Source organism: Neobacillus solisequens (assembly GCF_051233465.1).
Classification (GTDB): Bacteria; Bacillota; Bacilli; order Bacillales; family Cytobacillaceae; genus Neobacillus.
On record NZ_JBKFGJ010000031.1, the window covers coordinates 1 to 23,472 of the forward strand.

A 23,472-nucleotide genomic window follows, 5' to 3' on the forward strand; every position below is an offset into this window, starting at 1 on the left:
TACGAGATAAATCCAACCATAGTATCGAGCTTAAACTCTAAAATTACAATCTATAAAATACTGAGAATACTGGAGAAAACGCGAGTTTTCACTTTGTTTATTGAGGGAGTTTAGTTGAAGAATGGAAATGGCTCTTTTTTGTTTGTGCCAAGCAAGAATAGCCCCCTCCGAACAGATTGGAGGGGGTTGTGCTATCTAAATTAATCCGTTATTCCAAGCTCTTATTCTGACCAAGTAACCACTTGGGGACAGTTCAGACAAGTTGTATAGGAAATTACCATTGGGGAATGATTTATAAGTATGAAATAGCCTCCTGTGTCGTCCAAGTAGCACTGGCAAATGCTATATAATTGGTAACGGCAGCTTGAAAATCCTCTTCACTAATTGTTGCGGTGGCATCGTATACAACAGCTGTTTCAAAACCAGTTTCGATTAGATGCCTCATATGGGACTCTACACAAACGTTGGAAAGCACCCCTGCAATAATTATATTCTCTTTTCTATGTTGTCGTAACTGATATTCCAAGTCATTTGTTTGTGGGCTGGCAACCTTGTGAGGAGTTGCAATGACGGTTCTTCTATCAAAAATATAAGGTTTGAAAGAATGAACAAAATCTGCTCCAAATGACGGTGGTGTGTACGCATTTGCCACTTGATACATTCTAAGACCTAATAGCATCTTTTGTTCATTTCCTGTAAATTGCCAGCCATAATCATGAGGGTATAAATAATGGGGCGATATGAAAAGTTGGTATCCCTTATTGATGGCAGTTCTCATTAATAGTTCAAGTTTTTGTATGGTATTGTTTCGTTCAATAGTTCCTTTAGTCAGATGATAGCCTCTTCCCCCAGGACTCATAAAGTCATTTTGTGGGTCTGTGATTACAATAGCAGTATTATTGGGATGTGGTTTAAACGGCAAATTACTTACCTCCCTCGCAGTATAAGCTTACGGAAATGTTTGTTACCTGTTCAGGAAAGATAGAGAAGTTGTTTTTTTAAAAAGTTCAGCATTGACATGACAGCCGCATCGAACAAGTACATAGTCATTATAAACTCTATAGGCATCTATATGTATTTGTAGTTTGTTTTAGTTCACTTTGTTATAGAAAATTAGTGTGCAACTTTGACGAATGTTTCCCGAAGGTACTTGTTAAGCTAACGGGGTGCTTTACTTAAAGAAACTAAATTTCCGGACCTAAATGTGGTTTTTTTACTGTTCTCTTTTTTTTTTTTTTTTGAAAAATGTATTTTTTCAATCTTTAAGGGTATAGTAATCATTCCATACCAATTTTACATTTCGCTCTTTTTTTCAGTAACTTTTGATTTCTTGACTTTGCATTTTATTAGGGATCCTTAAACCCAAATTGTTTTACCGATATGATTTATTTAATGTTTATGTCATAATCTTAGATTAAGGCTATATTAAATCCTGTTGTTGATCTTTACGATAAGAAAACCGCCTCGTTGAAGAGGCAGCTATTGAACTATCGTATCCGTCGTAATCTGCTTTAGGAGAAAAGGTCATCTAACCGTCTGGTAAACGAGGGCTATGGCTCCAGAATCAAATGTCTTGTTTTCGATTAGTTTAAGATTGATCTTCTCCTTGAGACCTTGGAATAACGGCAACCCGCTGCCGATCAGGACGGGAGAAACCGTAATTTTATACTCATCTATTAAATTAAGCTGCATAAGGTAGTGTGCTAACCTAGGACTGCCGAGGATGACCATATCCTTGCCTGGCTGATGTTTGAGGTTCTTGATTTCTTCCTCGACACCTTCTTTCACCAGTCTGGAATTGTTCCATTCGACTTTCTCCAACGTCGTGGAAAAAACGATTTTAGGAGTCTTTTCAATCCACTCGGCATGGTCCTGTTCATGCTGCGAAGCTGAGGGGTCAGAAGGCACAGATGTCCAGTAATTATGCATCATCTGATAAGTCTCACGTCCCCATATGACAGTGTCGGCAGTACTCAGAATTTCTTTCGCGTGTTTCTCCAAGTCAGCATCATATGAAACCCAGCCAATGTCCATTTCACCGTTCGGACCTTCCACAAAACCGTCAAGAGATGCGTGCAGAAATAGAACGAGTTTTCTCATTTTTAGTCTCCTTTGTCCATGAGGAATATTTTTCAAACTTCTTTACCTACAATGTAAGTATAACTAATATTTGTAAATTTTAGTAAAAAGTTCTATAAGTTGAACCAATTAAAATGGGAAGGTGCGAGCATCAGTCCCGTTTTATTTTGTTAAAGAAAAGATTGTGAAGAACTACACTTAAACAAACAGGTGCGTTAATCCAGGAAGGATTAACGCCTTTTTTGTTGAATTCCTTATTGAACAAACAGCTAGGATAGTGGAACAAGTATTTATGGAGAAAATAGGTTTAATTAAACTGATACACATTCAAAATGAGGTGGTAAATTGGTTAATCTACAAAAAGAATTAGACCAAATAATAAAAGACTCTATTACCCCTTTATTAAAAGCAAAAGGATTTAAGAAACAAGGGAGAAACTTTTTTAAAGATTTAGGGGAGATTGGCTGGTGCTTCAATATTCAATCAAGTTTATTTAACCATCAGGAAAATGTAGATTTTACATTTAACGCAGGAATATTTGTCCCTAGTGCTTATGATATTTATTATAATGAGCCAATACCTAAGTTCCCTAAAGAATATCATTGTATTGTCCGCAAAAGGATAAGTGAATTAAAAGATGTTTCTTATGAAGAGTGGTATTCATTTAACGGAAATGTCATTAGCGATAAACTCGTTAAACAGTTGAAAACAGATGTGGAAGCTTATATATTACCGTTTTTCAATATTTATAATACTGATGAGCTAATCACCTTTATGATGGAAAATAAAAGTTGGGGACCACAAGGGAAAGCGATGTTAATTATTGTTTTGAAACAAAATGGTTACGAACAAAAAGCACAAAAACTTTATGATGAACAATACCAATATCCAAATGAGCAATATAAAGAGTATCTAAAGGATTTAGCTAATAGAATTGGATTGGCTTATTAAAGTAACGGGTGCAATAGTTGAAGATCCGGCTGCCATTATGGTGGTCTTTTTTTTTATTCAACTAAAGGACAGGATAGTTTAAGAAAATATCTTTTTGAAATATATTGAATAATATTTACGAAAATTCAGATTTATAATATAAAGGAGATATAAATGGAAATGGAATCGGGGGTATAACTTTTGAAGTATGTCAGATTTTTTATTTATCAATTTATTTTATTGACCCTGCTTTTTGTTATCAACATTCCCCTTAATATATTTACGAGTAAACCATTTACATCTGTGTATTTTATAGCAATATGTTTAAGTTTTCCCTTCATTATTCTAATTTTCCTAGGAAACAATAAGTTATATAGACGATTCGAGAATATTAGTTTGGATAAAAAGGTTTTAATTACAATATTAACTGGAATATTATCAAGCCTGTTTATAGCTTTATTAAGGAGATAAGTTGTTCCTTGAACTAAAGGGACATTTTAGTTGAAGAAGTAATTAGAATTTTATGGTAAAATAGATGCTTAGGTGGTTACAATAAGCGCTAAGGAGGACTTGGAATGAACAGAACGGAATCGTTACTTCAAAACTGGGACATTTGCTACGATAAAGAAGATTGGTATCCGCCGCTTGCTGACGCACTTAAAGCGCTGACAGCGGAGCAAGCAGATTGGCGCCCGGCTGGCGAGCATGCGAACACCATATGGGAGACAGTTGAGCATTTAATTTTTTACAAAGAACGGTTGCTCAATAGAATTACCGGTGTAGAATCGCAGTATCCGGAAGGGGTGACGAATGACGATACGTTCGTAGTCGCTTCGAAAACGGAGAGGGATTGGGAAGAAACGCAAAAAAGGCTAAAAAGCGTTCATCTTGGTATCCGTGAGCGTATTACGAATTTAAACGCTGACCAGTTGCAATCTCTTATTCCTAACCGTCCATTAGACGAGTGGCTGAACAGCCTCATTCTCCATGATGCTTATCATACGGGCCAAATTATCCTAATCCGCAAGTTGCAAGGCTCTTGGCCATCGCACCGCTCTTTTGAATAGGGCAAAAAATTGAACTGCAGTTCGAGAACATGGTGTCCTATATATCACGGATTACATCAAATATTTATCGTGTTATTTGACGAAATGTGGGCAACGAGGAAAACGGCCTCCTAATAGTAGCTTTAGCACAGAAATACTACTGAGACATTTAGCAGCAATTCCTGTTTATTCAAAGGGTGAGCGCGGTTATTACCTGAAGAAATTGCGTTATACCCTGTAAACAATTATTAAAGTAGGTTTGCCTTAAATAAGTTAAAATAGAATCATAGAGCTAAAGAATACGATACTTGAATGACAGATACAAAGCAGGCTAAACTGAATGGTTCCAGTTTATGGTCTGCTTTTTGTTATGCTTCCAAGATTACATTGAATACATGTTAAAAATGTGTAGAGCCTAATGTTTCAAGGGTTTTTAAAATACGAGTATAAATAACCGCGTTTTGTTGAAAGGACCCTAAATATAATTTACATGCAACACTTCTTATGAATATATTAGATATTTTTAAATTCCCGAAAAACAATAAAAGACTTCTTGGATCCCGTGTTAAGAGTATTAGTGATAATCAACAAACGGGTGCCACAATTACAGACCAAGCTTTCATTGTGGCAGCTTTTCTCATTGCACTTAAGATGCAGGTTATTTGAAAAAAGAAAGCAGCTCTAACAAGCATAAAATAATTATGTGGTTTTTAAAAGTTATATCAGAATAATTCTGTAATGAAATTATCATATTGCTGTGATGAGTCTGTTATACCTTTCTAGTATAGTGAACCTATCAAATCACACTAGGAGGAAACAATCATGCTAAAGAAATTCATCGTAGCCTTTACCATTTTAGCTTCTTGTGGCTCTTTGTTCACTGCCATGGGTGATAACGCGGAAGCAGCAACTTATAATTATCATACAGCAGCGGTTTCGATTGCGAAATCGAATATCGGAGTTCCTTACCGATATGGCGGGATGTCGCCAAGCGGATTTGACTGTTCAGGACTTGTCAAGTATTCTTACGGAAAAGCGGGAAGAACTCTAAATCGCACTGCAGCCCAAATGTACTATGGAAACGGATATCGACCATCTAATTTGCAGATAGGGGACTTACTGTTCTATGGACCGACTAAAGCAAGTGCCCCAACCCATGTTGCAATCTATATCGGATACGGGAAAATGATCATGGCATCATCTTCAAAAGGGGTCATTGTCACCTACACAAGCAATCCATATTGGCATCCTAAATATATTGGTGCAAAGCGAGTATAAAGATCATCGGTGACGATGGTCTTTTTCATTTATTAATATTTATCTTATCTTAAATCAGTGGTGAAAGAGTAACATTGGCAGTACCTTTTATCAATTAGATGAACTAATCTTTTCTTAATTAGTGGGGTGCAAGATTTTTCATGGCTCAGTTACGGACATGCCATTTGATGATAAGCTCTATGACGGCATATTTAGTCATGCCCTTATTCACTTATTGAATGAACAGGAGAGAGAGAAGTTTATTAGAAATTGCTACAATCAGTTAAAGCCAAATGGCTATATGATTTTTACAACTGTTTCGAAGAAAGCGCCAATGTACGGAAAGGGTAAACAATTGGATCAAGACTACTTCGAGACACCGGCTGGGGTAAAAATGTTATTTTACGATTCTGACTCCATTAAACAAGAATTTGATCAATATGGACTTGTCGAGTTTTTAGAAATCGAAGAGCCTAATAAGAACATGAAAGATAAGCCTTCCATCAATTTTATAATGGTAAAATGTAAGAAAGAAAAATAAAGTATCAATCCTCATCAACTACGACACAGCTATGCTACACATATGATTAATAACGGAGTACCTCTTGAAGTGATCTAGAGCTTGCTTGGTCATGAGAAGAGTGAGACCACGAAAATATATGCTCATTTAAGAGGCAAATTGAGGCACGATTTTTATAGTAAGTATTTTTGAAAGCTATATAAATTAAACTTTTACCGAAATCAACACGTATCTTTTTGTTATCGGGCCAGATAATGGAACAAGAGTTCTTAATAGTCCCCCATTTTTTATACAGCCTTCAGGTGCACTTAAGAGTGTGAAACCGTTGATTTATCGAAGTTCTATACAATCCTGAATACACGATAAAAACAAAAGAATGATAAAATCTGGTGTGCTAAGGATTCGAGTTTTTCATACATCCTTAAATGTCCAATTATTGTTAACTAGCTTTGAATGAAGTATATAAAGAGGAATACTCTTTAACTGATGCGAATCTATTATACGGTAAGCAAAAATAAATTCAATCTAACCTTGAATACAGAGGAGTGAAACTATTTATGTCAAATATTTTAAAAAGCACATACCAAATAGACACATTCACTCAATCAACACTTACATCACAAGATGGTACAGACATTAGTTATCAAAGTATCGGTCAAGGCCCCGGTCTTATTCTAATCCATGGTGCATTAAATGATTCGAGGGACCTTAGCATGCTTGCCCAAGAACTATCGGATTCATTTACAGTCCACATCATGGATCGAAGAGGACGAGGGATGAGTGGACCTCAGGGAAGTGAGTACTCTATTAAAAAGGAATGCGAAGATATTCAAGCGATCCAAAAAGTAACAGGTGCAATTTATGTATTTGGACACAGCTATGGTGGACTCGTAGCTTTAGAAACTGCACGTACATTTCAATTTTTTACCAAAATAGCTCTCTATGAACCTGGAGTTTCTATAGATTCATTACCATCAGATTGGGACTGGATATTAAAATATGAAAAGGCCATGAACCAAAAAGATTTTAGAGAAGCATTTACTAGTTTTGTAAGGGGTGCAGGCCATAGTCCTTTAACAAGAATGCCAAACTGGTACGCAAAACTTATCTTACGTATGGTAATACGTGGAGATCATTGGGTAAAAATAAAAGAATTATTACCATCAAACTTATCTGAGCATAGGGAAGTAAAACGCTTAGAAGGCACTTACAACAATTATCAAATCATTAATGCAAATATATTATTAGTTTCTGGAGAAAAAAGTCCAGAAACAGTACACCAAATGATTCGGATGTTAAGTCGAACAATTCAGAAAACAAAAACGTTAATTCTCCCAAAATTACATCATCTTTCTCCTTGTAATGAACATAATCCAATTGAAGTTGCGAGACACTTAAAGCAATATTTTCTTAGCTAAAATTTAAATATTATTTCAATAATGCAACATAGTTTATAATCACTTTTTATAACTATCGATAACACTTGATTATGTAACAGAATTTAATATGCACCTGTAATAATGCAATTATATATATTAAGACCTTCCACATTCGGGCGCTTTCTTGAATAAGAAGGCGTCTTTTTGTAACGTCCCATCTCATTTAAGAGAGAACTTGTTAAGATGAAGAAAAGATTGTGAAGATTTTTACTTAAACTAAAGGGGGCGTTGATCCAGGTAGGATTAACACTTTTTTTGTTGAACTTGTTATTGAACAAACGATGCAGCATGACTGACATCCACCAGTGTGATCATATTTTTACACATCCACCATTTTTTGTAAATGTGTGGCTAAGAGCGACAGTCTTTTTTGCTTCGAAAGCCCAAATTTATCCTTTAGAGATAAATCCAACCATAGTAGCGAGCATTAACTCTAAAATAACATTCTATAAAATACTGAGAAAACCGGAGAAAACATGAGTTTTCACTTTGTTTATTGAGGGAGTTAGTTTAACAAAGCAAAAAAATTAAAATTTAAGCTAAACACATATGCACCGTTCATTTTTATAACGGTGCTAAAAATAAATTACTTAATAATTGTTAAAAAAGTAGGATATTTTGTTTGTTCTAAATACTCCTATTCCTTCTCTCTTTCATTTTGAATAATTTGTTTATACGATTTTATCGTAGCAAAGTGCATACCTTCATGATATATACAAAAACTGAGTAATTCTTCAACAGTTGATAAAGTAAGACCTGTTGAAGTAGTAAAAGGCGTCTCTATAACTTCTTTCAGACGAAATTCCAATGATTGTTCAATCCTGTCGATTTGACTTTTTAATAATCGGATTAATTCGTTAATCGTTGGTAACGCCTGACTCCCCCAATTGGATGGGCTTGTGCTAGTAGTATATAATTTCGAAACGTTATTTGGCATCATCATTTTTTCCTTAATAAAATAAAAGGCGAACTTTTCTTGCACAACATATATATGTCCAATATTCCAATTTATATTATTATTGAATCCATCTGGAATAAACAGTGTTGCTTCATCATTCATTTCTGCGACGCAATTAATTGTGTTTTCTCGAACAAATCTTAATTGTTTAAGCAGGTAGTTCTTCATCTCTTTCCCTCCTGGGCAATCACTAAAAGAATGCAACTAATCCAGAGACAATTTAAATATATGAATTTATTTTTTTAGCTTCTGTAATAAGACTTTTTATTAATGATTCAACGGTTATACTTTTGGCTAATCTTGGGCTTTGACCAGACCAAAGTGACATGAAATCTTGATTATTTTGTGCACTAGAAGTCTTTCTAATATCCTGGGTTAGTGTATTTTGAACAGGGAAATCTGGTAAAAGTGTTTCATAATTTTGCATTTCTAAAATAAATTCATTTTTAATTCCTCTTGCCCATTTACCAGAAAATGAACGAGTTAAAACAGTCTGGTCTTCGTTAGCACTGAGAATGGCTTCTTTATATACCTTATGTGCTCCACTTTCAATACAAGTCAAGAAAGCTGTGCCCATTTGTACGCCCTTTGCTCCTAAGCAAATAGAAGCCATTAACCCTCTCCCATCCATAATTCCTCCAGTGGCAACAACAGGGATTCTTACATTGTCAACAACCTGTGGGATGAGTGACATTAAACCAACTAAACTTTCTTGATCACCATCGATAAAGCTACCACGATGTCCACCAGCTTCACTACCTTGAACAACAACAATATCCATTCCTGCTTTTTCATTTTCAACTGCTTCTCTAACAGTTGTAGCGGTCCCCATCAGAATAATGTTAGATCGTTTTAATTCAGCAATTACTTCTTTAGAAGGAATACCAAATGTAAAAGAACAAATAGGAACCTTTTCTTCACTTACAACCTTAATTTGTTCAATAAATGTTTCTAAAACATCATTAAAATTAGGAATTTCAAAGCTATCTTTTGGTTGTAAATTCAATTGATGACGAAGAGGGTTTAAGATATGGTTAGCTGATTTAACTTCATTCTCTGTAACTTTAAATGCGTTAGGAACAAATAGATTAATACCAAAAGGGTTTGAAGTTGACTGCTTTATTTCCTTAATTTGTTCTCGAATTTGAATAGGTGTCATATAACCTGCACCAATCATTCCTAGACACCCAGAATTTGAAACCTCCACCACAAATTTCGAAGTGGTTACTCCGCCAGCCATTGGAGCTTGTATAATCGGATACTCAACTTTCAAAAGCTCTGTTATTTTATTATTTAACATAATTTTACACCTCGTAATTATTTTCACTTAGTATTCTTTTAGTTTTCCTCTCAAATTTAATTCCATTTAAAAGCATTCCCGCTCCAATTAAAACGACACAAGATGCGCCTATTAAAGCAGTATTAAAATTATGAGTGAATGATGATAAGACTCCAGCAAGGATTGGTCCTATCAACTGTCCAATAGCATAAATAGCAGTCAGAATACCAATCGTTCGCCCGCTATTAGATGGATTCATTTGTCGACCCATTGTTGTAGCGAGAGTCGTGATACCCATAAACGTGGCTCCAAATAATAAAGCACTTATGATAAAACTTGTTTTCGAACTCCAAAAGGCTGGCATCGCCATACCCAAAGCTTGTAATGTCATTGCAAGAACTAGGGATTTAACGAATCCCCATTTTTTTGCTAGTAAAGACCAGATGAGACAGGATGGAATCGCAGCCAATCCAACCATCATCCAAACTAAGGTGGCATCTTTATGAAAGTATGAAGTCTTTTCAGCGATAGATACGATAAACGTACCTGTAACAATGTAACCCAATCCTTCTAAGCCATAAGCAATTATCAACCATATAAGCCATTTAGCGGGGGGGACTTCTGTAAAAAATTCCTGTTTATTTTTTACTTCAACAGCGTTTAGGTTATCATTGAGCAAGATCCATACGAAGAATGCTAGGATTCCACTGACAACAGCTAGTCCTGTCCAAGTTCCTTCCCACTGATATAAATGGTTTAAACTCGGAATAATTAGACTGGATAAACAGATTCCCAAACCTACCCCTCCATAAAAAAAACCAGACCAACTGGTTTTTTTTATAGCAGCAAGTTTATCTAACACGATACCAGAGGCTAGGACCAACACATAAGCACTGGAAACCCCCGATAGAAATCGAAGTACATACCAATGGAAATGAGAATGTGTTAGACCCATTATGGCAGTGGTTAAGATATTGACGATAATACATATTCTCAAGGAAATTGTTCTAAATTGTTTTAAGGGAATAGCACCTGCTAAAATTGCTCCAAGCAAATATCCTGCGTAATTACTTGAGGCAATATAACCAGCAACTGTATTTGAAAAAGAAAGATCCTTTTGCATAAGTGGAAGAATGGGAGTATAGGCAAATCTTCCAATCCCCATAGCAATGATTAAAGACAATATTCCCCCTATTAAAAAAAGATGAGTTTCCTTCTTCAAATTAAAACCTCCAAATATAAAGCATATCTTTATAAGCTATAATGAACCTGTTAGAAATTGTGCTTCCCCGAGTCCGAAACTCCAGTCAGCATCGCTGTTTTCTGTTATATTAATGATCAAATCTTGTGGTGAAATCCCACAATCCGATTCAAGTTTATGGGCTAGAAGTGAGTATAAGGTTTCTTTCTGTTTAACAGTTCTTTTTTTACTAACAATACTAATAATTACAAGGTCTCTGCTTCTTTTAAACCCTAGTCCTGTATCCTCAATTATTAGCTCTTGCGGCGGGTGTTGATGAACTATTTGATAACGGTCACTTTCAGGTACTTGGAAAGCTTCCACCATCGCACGGTGAGCCGAATCTAATAATTTTTTTAGTGTGTCTTCGTTTCTACCTTCTATTAAATCAAAGCGTAATAATGGCATTTTGTTTCTCCCTTCAAATTGCAATAATGTTTTTAGAATGTGTCTTTTCTACAAATATTAACCTCTAGTTAAAATGTAGGGTATTTAAATCATATCGCTTTTTTTGTTATATGGTATAATACTTAAAAATGATATTTGGTATCAATCAAATTGATGGCTAAAGGGTATTTCAAATAAGGAGAGATTATTTTGGATTTACATACATTAAAAATTTTCCAGACTGTTGCAAAGTTGGGGAGTATTTCACAAGCAGCAAGAGAACTTCAATATGCACAGTCTAATATCACGATGAAAATTCAGCAGTTGGAATCGGATCTTCAAACAACCCTTTTTCATAGACATAATCGTGGAACTGCTTTAACAGCCAAGGGAAGCATGTTATTAACATATACGGAAAAAATATTTGATCTTATAGAAGAAACAAAAAACGTAATGAATGATGATCAAACACCATGTGGTCCGTTAATTATTGGTTCAATGGAAACAACCGCTGCAGTTCGTTTACCAGCCATTCTTTCAAAGTATCATAATGACTTTCCAGATGTTGATTTAACCTTAAAAACAGGATCTACTAAACAAAATATTCAAGAAGTTTTACAATATGAACTTGATGGAGCATTTGTGGCTGGACCTATTGAACACCCCGAACTCATTGAAAAGGAAGTAATTGAAGAGGAATTGGTACTCATTACCGATACAATTCATCCCCAAATTTCTTCCTTTAAAGATATACAAACAAGGACGCTGCTAGTATTTCATGCTGGATGTTCTTATCGAGAGAAACTTGAACAATGGTTACACCAAGAGGGAGTGATTCCTAAAAAGATAATGGAATTTGGAACCCTGGATGCAATTGTCGGTTGTGTATCTGCTGGCCTAGGTGTAAGTTTGGTTCCACAAAGTGTTGTTGCGAAACAAATACAAGAAGGAACTCTTAGACAGCATACGCTTCCGACTCCATACGGAAAAGTCAAAACAGTATTCATTTATAGAAAAGATAGGTATGTACCTGCGTCTTTATTAAAATTTATAGGAATGATAAGTGATTAGGGGTGGTTGTTTTAAAAAAGAGTTTTTAAAAGGGAGTGGAGGTAAATCACTATTGTGATATTGAACTTAAACAAAAACGTGTGCTTTATTGGAGGGTGATTGTGGATTACGTTCCCCTTTCTTATTTTCCGAATTTACGGGTCAGCTTAGCTATGACCTACGAAATACGATGTTTAATAGGCTAAAAAGCCTTATTGAATCCACTCTCCACTTTTCCCTCTTTTTTAGGTATCAATAAATCCGATGGCAATTATCTATTTTGTGTATTACACCTTATAGATAAATGGAGTTATGATTGATATATCGGTAATGAAGACTTTTTCTTAATTGAAAGGAGTACTAGCAATGCTACAGCCATTTGATGCACTAGTTGTAAATAAACAAGAAGGTCAATTTTCTGTAAAACTTGAAAAGATAACGCTTCAAGATTTACCAGAGGGAGAAGTATTAATTCAAGTCCAATATTCTGGTGTCAACTATAAAGATAGTCTCGCTACTATTCCGAAGGGTAACATCGTCAAAACCTATCCTTTTGTACCTGGAATTGATTTAGCAGGGGTAGTTGTTTCATCTAAAGATCCTCGATTCCAAGAAGGTGACGAGGTTATTGCGACTAGCTATGAGATCGGTGTTTCGCATTTTGGAGGCTATAGTGAGTTTGCTCGAATTCCAGCTAAGTGGATAGTTCCGCTCCCCAAAGGACTTACATTAAAAGAAGCAATGATTTTCGGAACAGCTGGTTTCACTGCAGCATTGTCCATCCAACGACTAGAAGAAAATGGTGTCACTCCCGAAATGGGAAAGGTGCTTGTCACAGGTGCAACTGGCGGCGTTGGTAGTATTGCTGTCTCCATTCTTGCATCGCTCGGTTATCAGGTTGAAGCCAGCACAGGTAAAGAATCTGAAGATGATTATTTGCGAAATCTTGGAGCAGCTACCATTATTTCACGTGACGAGGTGTATGATGGGGAAATCAAAGTTTTAGGTAAACAAAAATGGGCAGCCGCTGTTGATCCTGTAGGTGGTGAACCTTTGGCATCGGTCTTAAGCCAAATTCAATACGGAGGATCAGTTGCTGTAAGTGGTTTAACCGCAGGAACAAAGGTCCCAACAACAGTCTTCCCCTTTATTTTACGAGGGGTAAATTTACTAGGAATCGATTCTGTGTATTGCCCAATGGAAATACGGTTGAAAATTTGGAATAGGTTAGCGACAGATTTCAAGCCTGCAAACCTAGAGAAATTTATCCAACAAGAAGTAACACTTCAACAACTTACAGATGTTCTACCTACTCTACTTAAGGGACAAGCAAGAGGAAGAACAATTGTAAAATTATGATAAAAAATGACGGGATAATAAATTCACATCATTTTATTAATATTACTAAGTGTTACTCTGTTTTCTAATCCTTTAAGCAATTACTTATGACAATGTTTGAAAGAATGTACTTGAAAGACCAAGTTATAAAATATAACATAGTTAATTTAGGAGAAGAGTGAAAGTAGTGAGAATAGGTTTTTTTGATTCAGGCATAGGTGGAATGACTGTACTCCATCAAGCATTGAGGTTTTTACCGAATGAAGATTATATATTCTATGCAGATACCTTACATGTTCCATATGGTGAAAAACCAAAAGAAGAAGTAAGGGAATATATTTTTAATGCAGTTGATTTTATGGCTAATCAAGGAATTAAAGCATTAGTCATAGCTTGTAATACCGCAACAAGTATTGCAGTGAATGACCTTCGCCAAAAGTATGATTTCCCCATTTTTGGTATTGAACCAGCTGTAAAACCTGCAGTCCAAAGCTGTGAAGGAATACGAAAAAAGGTTTTAGTTCTGGCGACTAATTTGACTTTAAGAGAGGAAAAGTTCCATAATCTTGTGAAAAGTATAGACCATCACGATATTGTTGAAAGTTTAGCCCTTCCAGGTCTTGTAGAATTCGCTGAGAATTTTGAGTTTAGAGAAGAGAAAGTTGTACCATATTTAAGAGAAAAATTATCTCTTTTTGATTTAAATCAGTACGGCACCATTGTTCTTGGATGCACTCATTTTCCATATTTTGAAGTTAGTTTAAAGAAAATATTTTCTGATGAAGTAGACATTATTTCTGGAAGTATTGGTACTGCTAAAAACTTAAAGAGAATTCTTGAAGCAAATAACCAAATTAATGATGGAACAGGAGATATTTTATTTTTTAAATCTGGTTATAAAGTTGAAGACAAAGAAACATTATCTAATTATAATGAGTTGTTGGTAATGTTAGACAGGATAAGTTCTGTAACTAAGGGTGTTTAACTCAAAAGGTAAATCTATATCGCCAACTAATTTAAAAATAAGTTTGTGAAATTTTGTACTTAAACAAACGGGTGCGATTCTTCAATAAGGAAGGATCGCTTTTTCTTTTGAAGTAACGAAGCAGATAGTTCAATAAGGAATGTGAATGGGAGTCCTGCATTTGTGGGTTAATTGAACAAAGAGGTATAATAATAAATTTATAATCTACAACAAAAAAGGACAATACCTAAATAATGAAGGCATTATCCTTTTTCTTTATCACAATAGAGAATGTACTTTAACTTATCAGAAATGGATTCTATTTTCATTTACTTCGTACATTTCTTTTTACTGAAAAAGCTGATTACATTGACGTTATAGCCAGTTTTAGAAATTCAGTGATTTATTCAGGTAATACTATTTTATTTACTAAAATTTTCTTTTTGTTTGTTATCACTCTGAATGAAAAAGTAGATCATCGCAGCAACCACAAAGACAAAGCCTAATCCTACTACCCAATATCCAGGGCCAAATGCTGCTGGGTTAAAAATCATAAAGACCAGAGAGCCCAAGGTACAAAAGATGACACCAATACTCAAAATCCACTGAATAAGTTTGTATTGATCATCTTTTAATAAATGTTGAGCAAGCAGCATCACAACCATAATTGCTGGGAACAAAATCAAGCTTATATCAAGGTGCAACATTCTAAAAGCAAAGCCATATTCCCCCAGCGGAACCTTATTATAAGAGTTATAAAGATCAGCTCTGTATTCTTCTAAAAATCCCATGCCCGCAACAGTTATAACAATACAGCACCATGTTAGAAAGATACCACTAAGCGTGTATTTAGCAGTTATACTTAATTTGTCGTCAGCAGCTTTTTTGCCGAAAAGCATAGCCCCAATTAGTAGCATACCACCAATAAAGACAAATGTGCCAATCGTAAAGTCAACTAAGTCAATACCAGCTACACTATGACCACGGGGTTGGAAAAAGCCCTTTTCGGTAAAAATGTGTGGAATTTGTAGATCAGAACCACCAAATCCAGAAATAACCAAAATTATAGTCTCTAAGATTAGGCCAACAATTACCATCCATTCACCAGTTGCTTTGATCGTTGAGGCGTTACCGATTAAGTTACGACCATACTTCCAGCTTATGACTGCCAATATAAGCCCAATAACCGCAACCACCATCATATCTGAGTGCGCTCTTAAAAGAGCGTCTTGCCATTCCGGCAAAGTGTAGCCAATCTTTGATGCGTACCAACCACAGATACCTGGCCAATTACCAAAGTCCAAAATAAAGCCGACTAAGTCACCTATTAATGCTGCAATCACCGCTGAACATGAAGCTGCTAAAACTAAGTAGTATGTACGTGATTGTCTAAGTTCTTGATTTTTTATGACAATTAAGCCGATGAACATTGTAATTAGAATCACGTCGAGAGCAAAGAAAGAAAGGATCTGATACCAAAGTGTTAACTTGGTATATTCCATTGAGCGGTTAATTGCCCCTCCAGTAACACCCAGGAAAATCGTAGCAATGGTGAAATAAAAAATAATCTTTTTAAATTTTGTCTCAAAATCGTAAACTTGACTGATAATCAATGAGATAACCCCTGCTAGACCTACAGTCAATCCATGAAAATACATTATTCTTGAATAATCGACTGGTGTAGTTCGATCAACAAAAATTGAGAATGGGTTCGAAATTAAGACACTAAATAGGGCATAGATTACTAAAACGATTAAAAGCCACTTTATCACTTGTGGCCAAGAATACTTCCCAAGTCCAATTTCAGGGCTGATGTTTTTTTTGCTATTCATGCTTTGTTGCCTCCTAATCAATTTTAGTCCTATATAGGACTAAAATTGATTGTAAATATAATTGGCAGATGATACAACATTATTTAAAGATATGTCAAAAAATGTACAAAAAAGACCGATTGAGGTTCAATCGGTCAACTAGCTAACTTTTATGATTTAAATGATGTGCAAGCAAATTTTGTAATTGAGATAGCTGTTTAAGTAAACTTGCAAACTTTTCTTCGCCAAATTCCCTACTGGTTTTTAATTCGCTTTGAGTGATGCTTTCAATTAAAGGAAGGACAAATTTTTCCCCGGAATCGGTTAAGATAATCCGTTTACTGCGCTTATCAATAGGATCAGTTGAAAAGCATAGGTAACCCATTTTAGCTAACTTGTTACTAATAGAGGTAATTGTTTGTTTGGGTAAGCTCCACTTTTTACAAATTTCGCCTGGAGAACTAGGACCATTACTACCGATATAGTAGAGAACATGTAATTCGTTAATAGTTAAACCATACTGGCTTGCAAGACTGGCGTAAATATGTGAGATTTGAGCTGATAAACTGGCGAATTGATCAAATTTATTTTCCATAACATTACTCAGGTAACTTAGTTTCAATAATGACACCTGAATTATTTATACCTCCTAGATGAGAAGTGAATTTAAACCTTATCAGAAAACGGATTCTTTTTTCAATATTCATTTTATACGTTATAGCCGGTTTTAGAAAATCAGTGTATATCAAAAAAAGTATATAATAAAAAAAAGCATCTTTCTACCTTTCAAGGGGATGAAAGTAAAGAGCTGCTACAAGTACGTTAATCCAGTTTTTGTTCATTTAAATAGTACCACCGATTTTTCATTCCTTCCAAAAAAAAAAACAAAAAAGCCTGAGAGAAAACTGTCATACAGTTTCTCCCAGGCATTTATCCTTCCGTGTCACAGCAAAGCTGTGAGTCTTCTCTCCGACCAGACCAACTTTAAGATGCGGAAACCAAGAAAACAATTAAAATATTATTTAATATATTTATTTTACATACACTCTAGATTAATTTCAAAACTAAAAATTCAGCAATGATATTGGTATTTATAATGAGTGAGCTTACTTAATTTAACATTCTAATCAGCGGAAAAGACCAACTCATTAAATATCGATCATATTATTATCATACATAACCAACGCCCCAGTTACTTTAAGTGGAATAATTTGAAGAGAAGGCTCCCAAAATGATATCCATGTTCTTTAATTCTTGCATTTTAGGATTAAAGAAAGGGAGAGAGTTAATCAATTATTTAAGAGTTTTGACCATTATATAGTCAATTTGTTCTTCATCCCCCATATAAAAAGAATGGGCTCCGGTTTGGACAAACCCCATTTTATGATAAAAGGCAATTGCATTTTCATTTTTTTCCCATACACCCAGCCAGATTTTCTGTTTATTCTGTTCCAACGCCATTTCAATAGCCATATTTAGCAAATATTTACCAAGGCCCTGTTTTTTATATTTGTTCTTAATATAAATCCTCTCGATTTCAAGTGATTCATCACCCATTTCTTCAGTCTGAGCATCATTAGTATTGACCTTTAAGTATCCTGCAAGTTCATGCTTAAAATAAGCAAAAAAGAATTGTGAGGAACAATTGGCTAGTTCTTTTTCTAATTGTTCTAGGTTTAATGCTCTTTCCAAGTAAGCTTCTATATTTTCGGGAGAATTTTCCTGCCTAAATGTATCATTAAATGTTTCAATACTAATCTCTTGAAGTTTGTTTAAATCTTCCAGTGTACACCTTTTTACATTAATAGTCACTTTGAGTATCGCTCCTTTATCATGATTAATAATTTCGCTTGTTCCCTTTTTTTACAAATTCCCAATCTTTTTCTATATTTTTTCTTACTCTTTGAAGAAGATTGAAAATGGTTTCTGCTTCTTCATCAGAAAATCCAGCTAATGCAACAGAATTGGAAAAATCATTTTCTCTTTTTATAAGGGGATAAAGATTATTTCCTTTCTCTGTTGGGAAGAGCTTCTTTATTTTTTTGTTATGTTGATCGTCTTTCTTTTCAATAAAACCAGCTATTTCAAGTTTTTTTATTGCTCGAGCTGCTGTTGTTCGATCTACCTTTATCAACTCAGCTAACTTTTCTTGAATAATTCCTGGATTTTCACAAATTCGCACCAGGTACAAATACTGTCCTTTTGTAAGGTTATATTCTTTAAATTCTATATTACTTATTGAATCTAATGCCCTTGCGATCATTCCAATTTCACGAAGAATTTCCTGCATAATGAACTCCTTAGAACATGTTTTTGTTGTAAATGCAATAAAAAAGGCGTATATTTAAATTATCCTAAATTTGTTGTATTTGCAACAAAAATATTTAATAAGAGGTAAGTAAATAAAATGAAATACTTTTTTTATGTATTAGGAATTTTAATATTAACCCTTGGTATTTTTTTCACTATACAATCAGATCTTGGAACTTCCCCTTTTGATGCACTTTTGGTAGGCCTGTCCCGATATGTGGGGCTTACTGTGGGAAGTTGGGAAATAATAATAGCTTCAATATTGATATGTTGTAATTCGTTATTAAAAAGACAAAGACCAGAAGTGTTAGGTATGGTAACAGCATTTATAACGGGGATTAGTATTGATATGTGGCTTTATTTATTGCATAAATTGATAACACCCGAACTATGGTACAGCAAAGTTGTTTGTTTTGGAATAGGCTTAGTTGTTATAGGATTAGTTGTTATAGGATTAGTTGTTATAGGATTAGGAGCCGCAATATATTTACACACAAATTTTGCCCCGATTCCTGTTGACAGATTAACGTTAATCAAAAAAGAACTAGCGAGAACAAATATATTTTTTTCGAGAACACTCATTTACCTCGTATTCTTGGTCATGGCAATGGCTTTAAATGGACCGATTGGCGTTGGAACGTTATTAACCGTTTGTTTTGGTGGGCTGATACTTAATTACTTTATGAAATGTACTGAAAAAGTATTAGGCAGCATTTTCTCATTATGAGTTGCTTGATGAATAGGTCACGTTAAAAGTTATTAAATTTCAGGGGGAATTGCTTGAACATAAAATTTAAGGAATTGTTCCCAGATTATCAAGCCTTCTCTAACAAAGATTTTCTAATGAATAAGTTGACACATAGTATATTGAAGGAGATCTCTTATAGACTTCCAAAACTTTTAATAGAAAAAACTGGCTCTTACAAAGGATTGAGTTTAGATGGAACTTTAATAATAAAAAAGTTTGTTCTTAATCCTGAAAGGGAACTAAAATAAAATTTTTGAAAAACATAATTTTGGTTATCGATTGATGACAATCCTCAGAAACCTTGGAGATGTATAAACCAGTGGATAAGTTTGGCAGTTGATTCAGAAGAAGTTTTTTTAATACAGTTGAATTATGTCAGCAATCAGCAGAGCATAGTTTACAGGAGAGACTACATTTAACTAGAACGAATGAATTGAGAGTAAGAAAAGAATCCATAAGAGACTGTTTATATGCAATGGAGGCATTAATGAAGCATTTAACCAATGCTAATGATATTTACCAAGCAAATGAAATAATGTGTTCTGATAAGGAAATGTGGGGGCAAGGTTACATTGTAAATGAAGGGATAATACTTTGGAATATGTTTCATAACAAGTTAAAAGACATGAGAAAAGTAATTTTGATATTAATTACGTTAGCCATGATGAGTCTATTTACTTTATTGATAAAATTTTAGCTTATGTAAAATATATTTCAGCCCGTGCGAATGCAGCAAAAAGGGGATGACCTTGTTTTTTTATCGGAATTCAATATGTAAAAATAGAATTTTATATTAAAAACTAAAGGTACAACGAATCTTTTAGGGTTAAGTTGCCTTTAGTATTTATTGCAACGCTTTAATTCCACGAATTCCACGAAAAATTTTAATCATAAAAAATTATTGAAACATAAATATCACCTATACCTAGTATCCCCCTTTTTCAAAGAATCTTATTAAGCTAACGGAGTAGGTTAGGTGAATAAGAATACGGGTTGTATAATTCCAATTGAGTGGTGAATTGACTTAATACAGGCTATTAGTTTTGAATTAAAAGTCCATATTATTTGTTGGATAAGGCATTTGTCCTTTACTTTCTAAAATTCATGACAAATACCCAAGAACTTTAACCCAAACATGCATATGCTCTAATGTAAAATGAAATGAGGAGGATGAATGAATTATGATTAATGCCTATGATGAAAGGGTTGGTTTAGGTGGACCAGGCTCAGGTTTTGGTTTTGCACCAGGACTTGGTTTTGGAGCTCCAGGCTATCCGCATCCGCACCCACACTACCCGTATTACCATCATCACTACCCGTATTACCATCATCATTACCCGTACTATCATCATCACTATCCATACCACCACTACCCTTATTAAAATTTACAGATAAAAAAGTCCAAATAAGAAATTCAACTTCTATGAAACAGGAGGTTCTACAAAAGTAGAATGGCCTGTTTCATGTTGGGAAGGTGAAAGTTTTTGATTTAGGGCAGAAGGATACCGCATAAAAATGACAATATGTTCAGACACTCTTAATTTTTAAGATTTAAAAATTCGATAATATCTTTAACATGTTGCTCCTTTTTATAGCTTCTGTATAAGTTACGGATAATCGAACAGGGTCACCAAAAAAGTATCTTTCATACTGGGTTTGCCTTGTACCGAAGGAACTCATTGTAAGATCCCATGCCAAACGAAATAGTTTCACACGATCCAAAGCATTCATACCATCTGCTTGAAGATATTGGTCGAGCTCTGGTCTAATTTCAGAATCAAAGGCGTTTTCTGTTGGTAAAGAAATCATTCCGCTTGCACCAATGATCAGTATAATTTCGCTGAAACTGGGATAAATCTTCGGAAAAATGTTACCTGGCGACTTGTAATGGTATCATGCTTGGACGCATATATCCCCATTGATCTAATTCAGCATCATTTTCTGCCTTTTCTAAGAGTGCTTTCATGGTTTCAAGACCAATGATGATTTCGGACAGTTTTTCATGAATATGTTGATATTCCCCAACATTAATCGTATCGACAAGTAGTTTTGCCCGGTTTTTACAATTTGTCTGGTTACCACTTGATGATAGGCGAATTGGTAAAAAGAGCTTTCAGCCAGAAAATCGGTTGCTGCCTCTACGTTGTCGTAATAAAATACACGATCCCATGGTACCAATACATTGTCAAATACAACAATGGAATCCATTTCTTCATATCTTGAACTTAAGGGATAATTAAAAGAAGATTCTCCCCCGACAAAAGATTCTTTGCAGAAAAATTTTAATCCTTCCGTATTAGATGGAATGGAAAAGGCGAATGCCTCGCTAGGATAAAAAAATACTCTTGGAGCAGAAAAAAACTTCATCCGTTTAACCACCTTGAGTGGCAAGCAGACGGGCACCTTTTATCACCAATCCTTTTTCATTTCCGTTCTATTACCTTCGCAGAAATGGGCTCATTGGTGAATCCCAAATAGACTTGGGAACGATTTACTTGAGGAGTAATAAATGTATGTGTAAATGAGAGGTTGTTTTCCATAGCACTTTCGTACAAGGATTCAATATTTTCAGGGAAACAATTTTCCCTACCCTTTAAAATGGAGGCAGAGGAGGCAAAGCTCATCACTACAGTATTCATATAATCAGGACTTCTTCCCATCATTCCATGTGTGTTTCTTGCCGAGTATTCCATCATCTTTCTTCTTCTCTTTAAATCTTCTTTTGTTTTTGGCTGCAGATAGGAAATCCCAATAGGTTCTTCATTAGAATATTTACACAAAATAATACTTTTAGTAATAGTTTTTATCCAAGAAAGCAAAATTGTGAAGTATTGTACTTAAGCTAACGGGGGCGTTGATCCAAAAAGGATTAACGCTTCTTTTTGTTGAACTGTATTGAAGTAACGAAGCAGGTTAGTGCAAGAAGGAGAAGTAAGAAAAAACAGCGAATTCTTTCATTTATTGTGCAAAGCTGGGGGATAAGGGTTATGTTTGAGACCATTGGTTGGCGGTTTTACATAAATGCAAAAACTAAAGAAAAAGCCCAAAATGTAATAAAAAGAATTGAAAAAGTAACGGGCAAATTAAAAATTAGTTCATTAGAACATTATTGGAAAGACAATTCGCTCTTTGAAGTTTATTGTAATTCTTCGTTTCAGGTGTGTGAACCTGAAAAAGCAATATTCGAAGTTCTTGTTTTGGTTAATCAAATAGGACACGATATACAAGTTGTCGGTCCCCTATTGAATGAAAATGAACAAGTGGAATTTTCAGGTTATGGTTCAAGATCATCTATCGTTGGGCTAGACTGGTTTCATTTTTATTTAAATAATTTCAGTTAAATTGCGTTCATATAGGCTGCTCCATATCAATTAACGGACAGATTAGTTGAAAAAATGGAAAATTAAAATCAAAGAATTTAATGAGGGAAGGTAATATGGAACAAGTAAATTTTTTTGAAAACAGTCTTTTTTACGAAAAGGCAGAGAAAGCCTTCGCATTACACAAAAAGCTAATTTTAGAACGATTGCCAGAAGCCGATATCCAGCACGTTGGGAGTACAGCAATCTCTAATACTCTCACAAAGGGTGATTTAGATATACAAGTGCGTGTTACTCCTGAACAATTCCCAATGGCTGTTCAGACACTTTCAGCCATATATGACCTCAATGAAGGTAGTGTCAAAACCGACAGCTTTAGGGCATTTAAAGACGATTCAGCCGTTCCTCCCCTCGGAGTACAATTAACTGTAATTCATTCTGAATTTGATTTCTTCTGGAAGTTCCGAGATATCTTATTAATAAATGATAGATTTCGAAAAGAATATGATGATTTAAAGAGGTATTACGAAGGAAAAGAAATGGATGAGTACAGGGAAGCAAAAAATGAATTTTTTGGAAAAATCATTCAATCCCCGGAATAAAAAAATGTAATCCTTCATCAAATAACGGGTCCTTATGTTCAATAACGGTGTTGCTGCGCGACCCCGTTTTTCTTTTTGAAGTAAACCAGCTAATAGTTTGTCAATATTTTTCAATAAAAACTTAAAATACCTCGTGCTATACTAAAAATATGCATACCAAATAACCTTCCATTAGTTCGTAGTTGGAAGGTTTT

General features: G+C 34.8%; 23 protein-coding genes, 3 pseudogenes and 1 riboswitch. Of the genes and pseudogenes, 15 read left to right on the forward strand and 11 right to left on the reverse strand.

All coding sequences use genetic code 11. The features are described 5' to 3' along the window. Positions 1–292: 292 nt before the first annotated feature. Together ACI3K6_RS22730 and ACI3K6_RS22735 are read right to left on the reverse strand one after the other, a co-directional pair. On the reverse strand, positions 293–922 hold the full coding sequence (locus ACI3K6_RS22730) for a cysteine hydrolase family protein (RefSeq protein WP_435556602.1): 630 nt from the start codon (positions 920–922) through the stop codon (positions 293–295). Between the two features lie 602 nt (positions 923–1,524). Beyond that, positions 1,525–2,100, reverse strand: a complete 576-nt coding sequence (locus ACI3K6_RS22735; protein WP_435556603.1) for a dihydrofolate reductase family protein — start codon at positions 2,098–2,100, stop codon at positions 1,525–1,527. Positions 2,101–2,424: 324 nt separating this feature from the next. Here ACI3K6_RS22735 and ACI3K6_RS22740 point away from each other — a divergent pair, with 324 nt between their 5' ends. From ACI3K6_RS22740 to ACI3K6_RS22765, 6 genes and pseudogenes are all read left to right on the forward strand, one after another. After that, the gene (locus ACI3K6_RS22740; RefSeq protein ID WP_435556604.1) at positions 2,425–3,030 is read left to right on the forward strand and encodes a DUF4304 domain-containing protein; all 606 of its coding nucleotides are present in this window, start codon (positions 2,425–2,427) and stop codon (positions 3,028–3,030) included. Positions 3,031–3,584: 554 nt separating this feature from the next. Continuing rightward, positions 3,585–4,076 (forward strand): DinB family protein, encoded by a 492-nt coding sequence (locus ACI3K6_RS22745; protein ID WP_435556605.1) that lies wholly within the window; start codon positions 3,585–3,587, stop codon positions 4,074–4,076. Between the two features lie 801 nt (positions 4,077–4,877). Further along, a complete protein-coding gene (locus ACI3K6_RS22750) occupies positions 4,878–5,333 on the forward strand; it encodes a C40 family peptidase (RefSeq protein ID WP_435556606.1) in 456 nt (151 codons plus the stop codon). Positions 5,334–5,466: 133 nt separating this feature from the next. After that, positions 5,467–5,853: pseudogene (locus ACI3K6_RS22755) on the forward strand (class I SAM-dependent methyltransferase); the annotation flags it as partial. Beyond that, positions 5,854–6,024: pseudogene (locus ACI3K6_RS22760) on the forward strand (tyrosine-type recombinase/integrase); the annotation flags it as partial. It lies immediately after the preceding pseudogene. Between the two features lie 365 nt (positions 6,025–6,389). Further along, positions 6,390–7,250 (forward strand): alpha/beta fold hydrolase, encoded by an 861-nt coding sequence (locus tag ACI3K6_RS22765; protein WP_435556607.1) that lies wholly within the window; start codon positions 6,390–6,392, stop codon positions 7,248–7,250. Between the two features lie 658 nt (positions 7,251–7,908). Here ACI3K6_RS22765 and ACI3K6_RS22770 read toward each other — a convergent pair. The 4 genes from ACI3K6_RS22770 to ACI3K6_RS22785 are packed head-to-tail and all read right to left on the reverse strand — an operon-like array spanning position 7,909 to position 11,156. Beyond that, positions 7,909–8,397 carry a DinB family protein gene (locus tag ACI3K6_RS22770; protein ID WP_435556608.1) on the reverse strand — a complete coding sequence of 163 codons (489 nt, stop codon included), beginning with the start codon at positions 8,395–8,397 and terminating at the stop codon, positions 7,909–7,911. A gap of 52 nt (positions 8,398–8,449) precedes the next feature. Next, positions 8,450–9,529 (reverse strand): NAD(P)H-dependent flavin oxidoreductase, encoded by a 1,080-nt coding sequence (locus ACI3K6_RS22775; protein WP_435556609.1) that lies wholly within the window; start codon positions 9,527–9,529, stop codon positions 8,450–8,452. A 4-nt stretch (positions 9,530–9,533) separates the two neighbouring features. Further along, positions 9,534–10,730 carry a YbfB/YjiJ family MFS transporter gene (locus ACI3K6_RS22780; RefSeq protein ID WP_435556610.1) on the reverse strand — a complete coding sequence of 399 codons (1,197 nt, stop codon included), beginning with the start codon at positions 10,728–10,730 and terminating at the stop codon, positions 9,534–9,536. A 36-nt stretch (positions 10,731–10,766) separates the two neighbouring features. Next, positions 10,767–11,156, reverse strand: coding sequence for a tautomerase family protein (locus tag ACI3K6_RS22785; protein ID WP_435556611.1), 390 nt, complete (start codon positions 11,154–11,156; stop codon positions 10,767–10,769). A 189-nt stretch (positions 11,157–11,345) separates the two neighbouring features. Between ACI3K6_RS22785 and ACI3K6_RS22790 the strand changes: the two genes are divergently transcribed. From ACI3K6_RS22790 to murI, 3 genes are all read left to right on the forward strand, one after another. Continuing rightward, positions 11,346–12,206: a LysR family transcriptional regulator gene (locus ACI3K6_RS22790; protein ID WP_435556612.1), complete on the forward strand. Its 861-nt coding sequence runs from the start codon at positions 11,346–11,348 to the stop codon at positions 12,204–12,206. A gap of 345 nt (positions 12,207–12,551) precedes the next feature. Then, positions 12,552–13,544, forward strand: a complete 993-nt coding sequence (locus tag ACI3K6_RS22795) for an NADPH:quinone oxidoreductase family protein (protein ID WP_435556613.1) — start codon at positions 12,552–12,554, stop codon at positions 13,542–13,544. A gap of 166 nt (positions 13,545–13,710) precedes the next feature. Further along, the gene (gene murI, locus ACI3K6_RS22800; protein WP_435556624.1) at positions 13,711–14,508 is read left to right on the forward strand and encodes a glutamate racemase; all 798 of its coding nucleotides are present in this window, start codon (positions 13,711–13,713) and stop codon (positions 14,506–14,508) included. Positions 14,509–14,909: 401 nt separating this feature from the next. Here murI and ACI3K6_RS22805 read toward each other — a convergent pair whose 3' ends face one another. The 4 genes from ACI3K6_RS22805 to ACI3K6_RS22820 all read right to left on the reverse strand — a co-directional run bounded on the left by ACI3K6_RS22805 (position 14,910) and on the right by ACI3K6_RS22820 (position 18,588). After that, complete coding sequence (locus ACI3K6_RS22805) at positions 14,910–16,319, reverse strand: hypothetical protein (RefSeq protein WP_435556614.1); 1,410 nt, start codon at positions 16,317–16,319, stop codon at positions 14,910–14,912. A 142-nt stretch (positions 16,320–16,461) separates the two neighbouring features. Then, a complete protein-coding gene (locus ACI3K6_RS22810; RefSeq protein WP_435556615.1) occupies positions 16,462–16,929 on the reverse strand; it encodes a MarR family winged helix-turn-helix transcriptional regulator in 468 nt (155 codons plus the stop codon). A gap of 286 nt (positions 16,930–17,215) precedes the next feature. Continuing rightward, a riboswitch (guanidine-I (ykkC/yxkD leader) is annotated at positions 17,216–17,312 on the reverse strand. Positions 17,313–17,591: 279 nt separating this feature from the next. After that, positions 17,592–18,110, reverse strand: a complete 519-nt coding sequence (gene paiA, locus ACI3K6_RS22815) for a spermidine/spermine N(1)-acetyltransferase (protein WP_435556616.1) — start codon at positions 18,108–18,110, stop codon at positions 17,592–17,594. 25 nt (positions 18,111–18,135) lie between these two features. After that, positions 18,136–18,588, reverse strand: coding sequence for a MarR family winged helix-turn-helix transcriptional regulator (locus ACI3K6_RS22820; protein WP_435556617.1), 453 nt, complete (start codon positions 18,586–18,588; stop codon positions 18,136–18,138). A gap of 117 nt (positions 18,589–18,705) precedes the next feature. On the opposite strand from ACI3K6_RS22820, the gene ACI3K6_RS22825 reads away from it, so the two are divergent. From ACI3K6_RS22825 to ACI3K6_RS22840, 4 genes are all read left to right on the forward strand, one after another. Next, the gene (locus tag ACI3K6_RS22825; RefSeq protein ID WP_435556618.1) at positions 18,706–19,335 is read left to right on the forward strand and encodes a YczE/YyaS/YitT family protein; all 630 of its coding nucleotides are present in this window, start codon (positions 18,706–18,708) and stop codon (positions 19,333–19,335) included. Between the two features lie 53 nt (positions 19,336–19,388). Continuing rightward, entirely contained in the window at positions 19,389–19,604 is a 216-nt protein-coding gene (locus ACI3K6_RS22830) for a hypothetical protein (protein ID WP_435556619.1), read from the forward strand. 239 nt (positions 19,605–19,843) lie between these two features. After that, the gene (locus tag ACI3K6_RS22835; protein ID WP_435556620.1) at positions 19,844–20,053 is read left to right on the forward strand and encodes a hypothetical protein; all 210 of its coding nucleotides are present in this window, start codon (positions 19,844–19,846) and stop codon (positions 20,051–20,053) included. 484 nt (positions 20,054–20,537) lie between these two features. Then, a complete protein-coding gene (locus ACI3K6_RS22840; protein ID WP_435556621.1) occupies positions 20,538–20,738 on the forward strand; it encodes a hypothetical protein in 201 nt (66 codons plus the stop codon). Positions 20,739–20,893: 155 nt separating this feature from the next. On the opposite strand, the pseudogene ACI3K6_RS22845 reads toward ACI3K6_RS22840, so the two are convergent. Next, positions 20,894–22,133 (reverse strand): annotated as a pseudogene (locus ACI3K6_RS22845) (4-hydroxyphenylacetate 3-hydroxylase family protein); the annotation flags it as partial. Positions 22,134–22,343: 210 nt separating this feature from the next. Here ACI3K6_RS22845 and ACI3K6_RS22850 point away from each other — a divergent pair. Next, entirely contained in the window at positions 22,344–22,697 is a 354-nt protein-coding gene (locus tag ACI3K6_RS22850; protein ID WP_435556622.1) for a hypothetical protein, read from the forward strand. Between the two features lie 95 nt (positions 22,698–22,792). Next, on the forward strand, positions 22,793–23,278 hold the full coding sequence (locus ACI3K6_RS22855; protein WP_435556623.1) for a GrpB family protein: 486 nt from the start codon (positions 22,793–22,795) through the stop codon (positions 23,276–23,278). The last annotated feature ends 194 nt before the right edge of the window (positions 23,279–23,472 follow it).

Excerpts from the sequence above, each read along its gene's own strand:
- ACI3K6_RS22735 (WP_435556603.1), bottom strand. The coding sequence starts at position 2,100 with ATGAGAAAACTCGTTCTATTTCTGCACGCATCTCTTGACGGTTTTGTG.
- ACI3K6_RS22745 (WP_435556605.1), top strand. The coding sequence starts at position 3,585 with ATGAACAGAACGGAATCGTTACTTCAAAACTGGGACATTTGCTACGAT.
- ACI3K6_RS22750 (WP_435556606.1), top strand. The coding sequence starts at position 4,878 with ATGCTAAAGAAATTCATCGTAGCCTTTACCATTTTAGCTTCTTGTGGC.
- ACI3K6_RS22765 (WP_435556607.1), top strand. The coding sequence starts at position 6,390 with ATGTCAAATATTTTAAAAAGCACATACCAAATAGACACATTCACTCAA.
- ACI3K6_RS22770 (WP_435556608.1), bottom strand. The coding sequence starts at position 8,397 with ATGAAGAACTACCTGCTTAAACAATTAAGATTTGTTCGAGAAAACACA.
- ACI3K6_RS22775 (WP_435556609.1), bottom strand. The coding sequence starts at position 9,529 with ATGTTAAATAATAAAATAACAGAGCTTTTGAAAGTTGAGTATCCGATT.
- ACI3K6_RS22785 (WP_435556611.1), bottom strand. The coding sequence starts at position 11,156 with ATGCCATTATTACGCTTTGATTTAATAGAAGGTAGAAACGAAGACACA.
- ACI3K6_RS22795 (WP_435556613.1), top strand. The coding sequence starts at position 12,552 with ATGCTACAGCCATTTGATGCACTAGTTGTAAATAAACAAGAAGGTCAA.
- ACI3K6_RS22805 (WP_435556614.1), bottom strand. The coding sequence starts at position 16,319 with ATGAATAGCAAAAAAAACATCAGCCCTGAAATTGGACTTGGGAAGTAT.
- ACI3K6_RS22820 (WP_435556617.1), bottom strand. The coding sequence starts at position 18,588 with ATGCAGGAAATTCTTCGTGAAATTGGAATGATCGCAAGGGCATTAGAT.
- ACI3K6_RS22825 (WP_435556618.1), top strand. The coding sequence starts at position 18,706 with ATGAAATACTTTTTTTATGTATTAGGAATTTTAATATTAACCCTTGGT.
- ACI3K6_RS22835 (WP_435556620.1), top strand. The coding sequence starts at position 19,844 with ATGAAGCATTTAACCAATGCTAATGATATTTACCAAGCAAATGAAATA.
- ACI3K6_RS22840 (WP_435556621.1), top strand. The coding sequence starts at position 20,538 with ATGATTAATGCCTATGATGAAAGGGTTGGTTTAGGTGGACCAGGCTCA.
- ACI3K6_RS22850 (WP_435556622.1), top strand. The coding sequence starts at position 22,344 with ATGTTTGAGACCATTGGTTGGCGGTTTTACATAAATGCAAAAACTAAA.
- ACI3K6_RS22855 (WP_435556623.1), top strand. The coding sequence starts at position 22,793 with ATGGAACAAGTAAATTTTTTTGAAAACAGTCTTTTTTACGAAAAGGCA.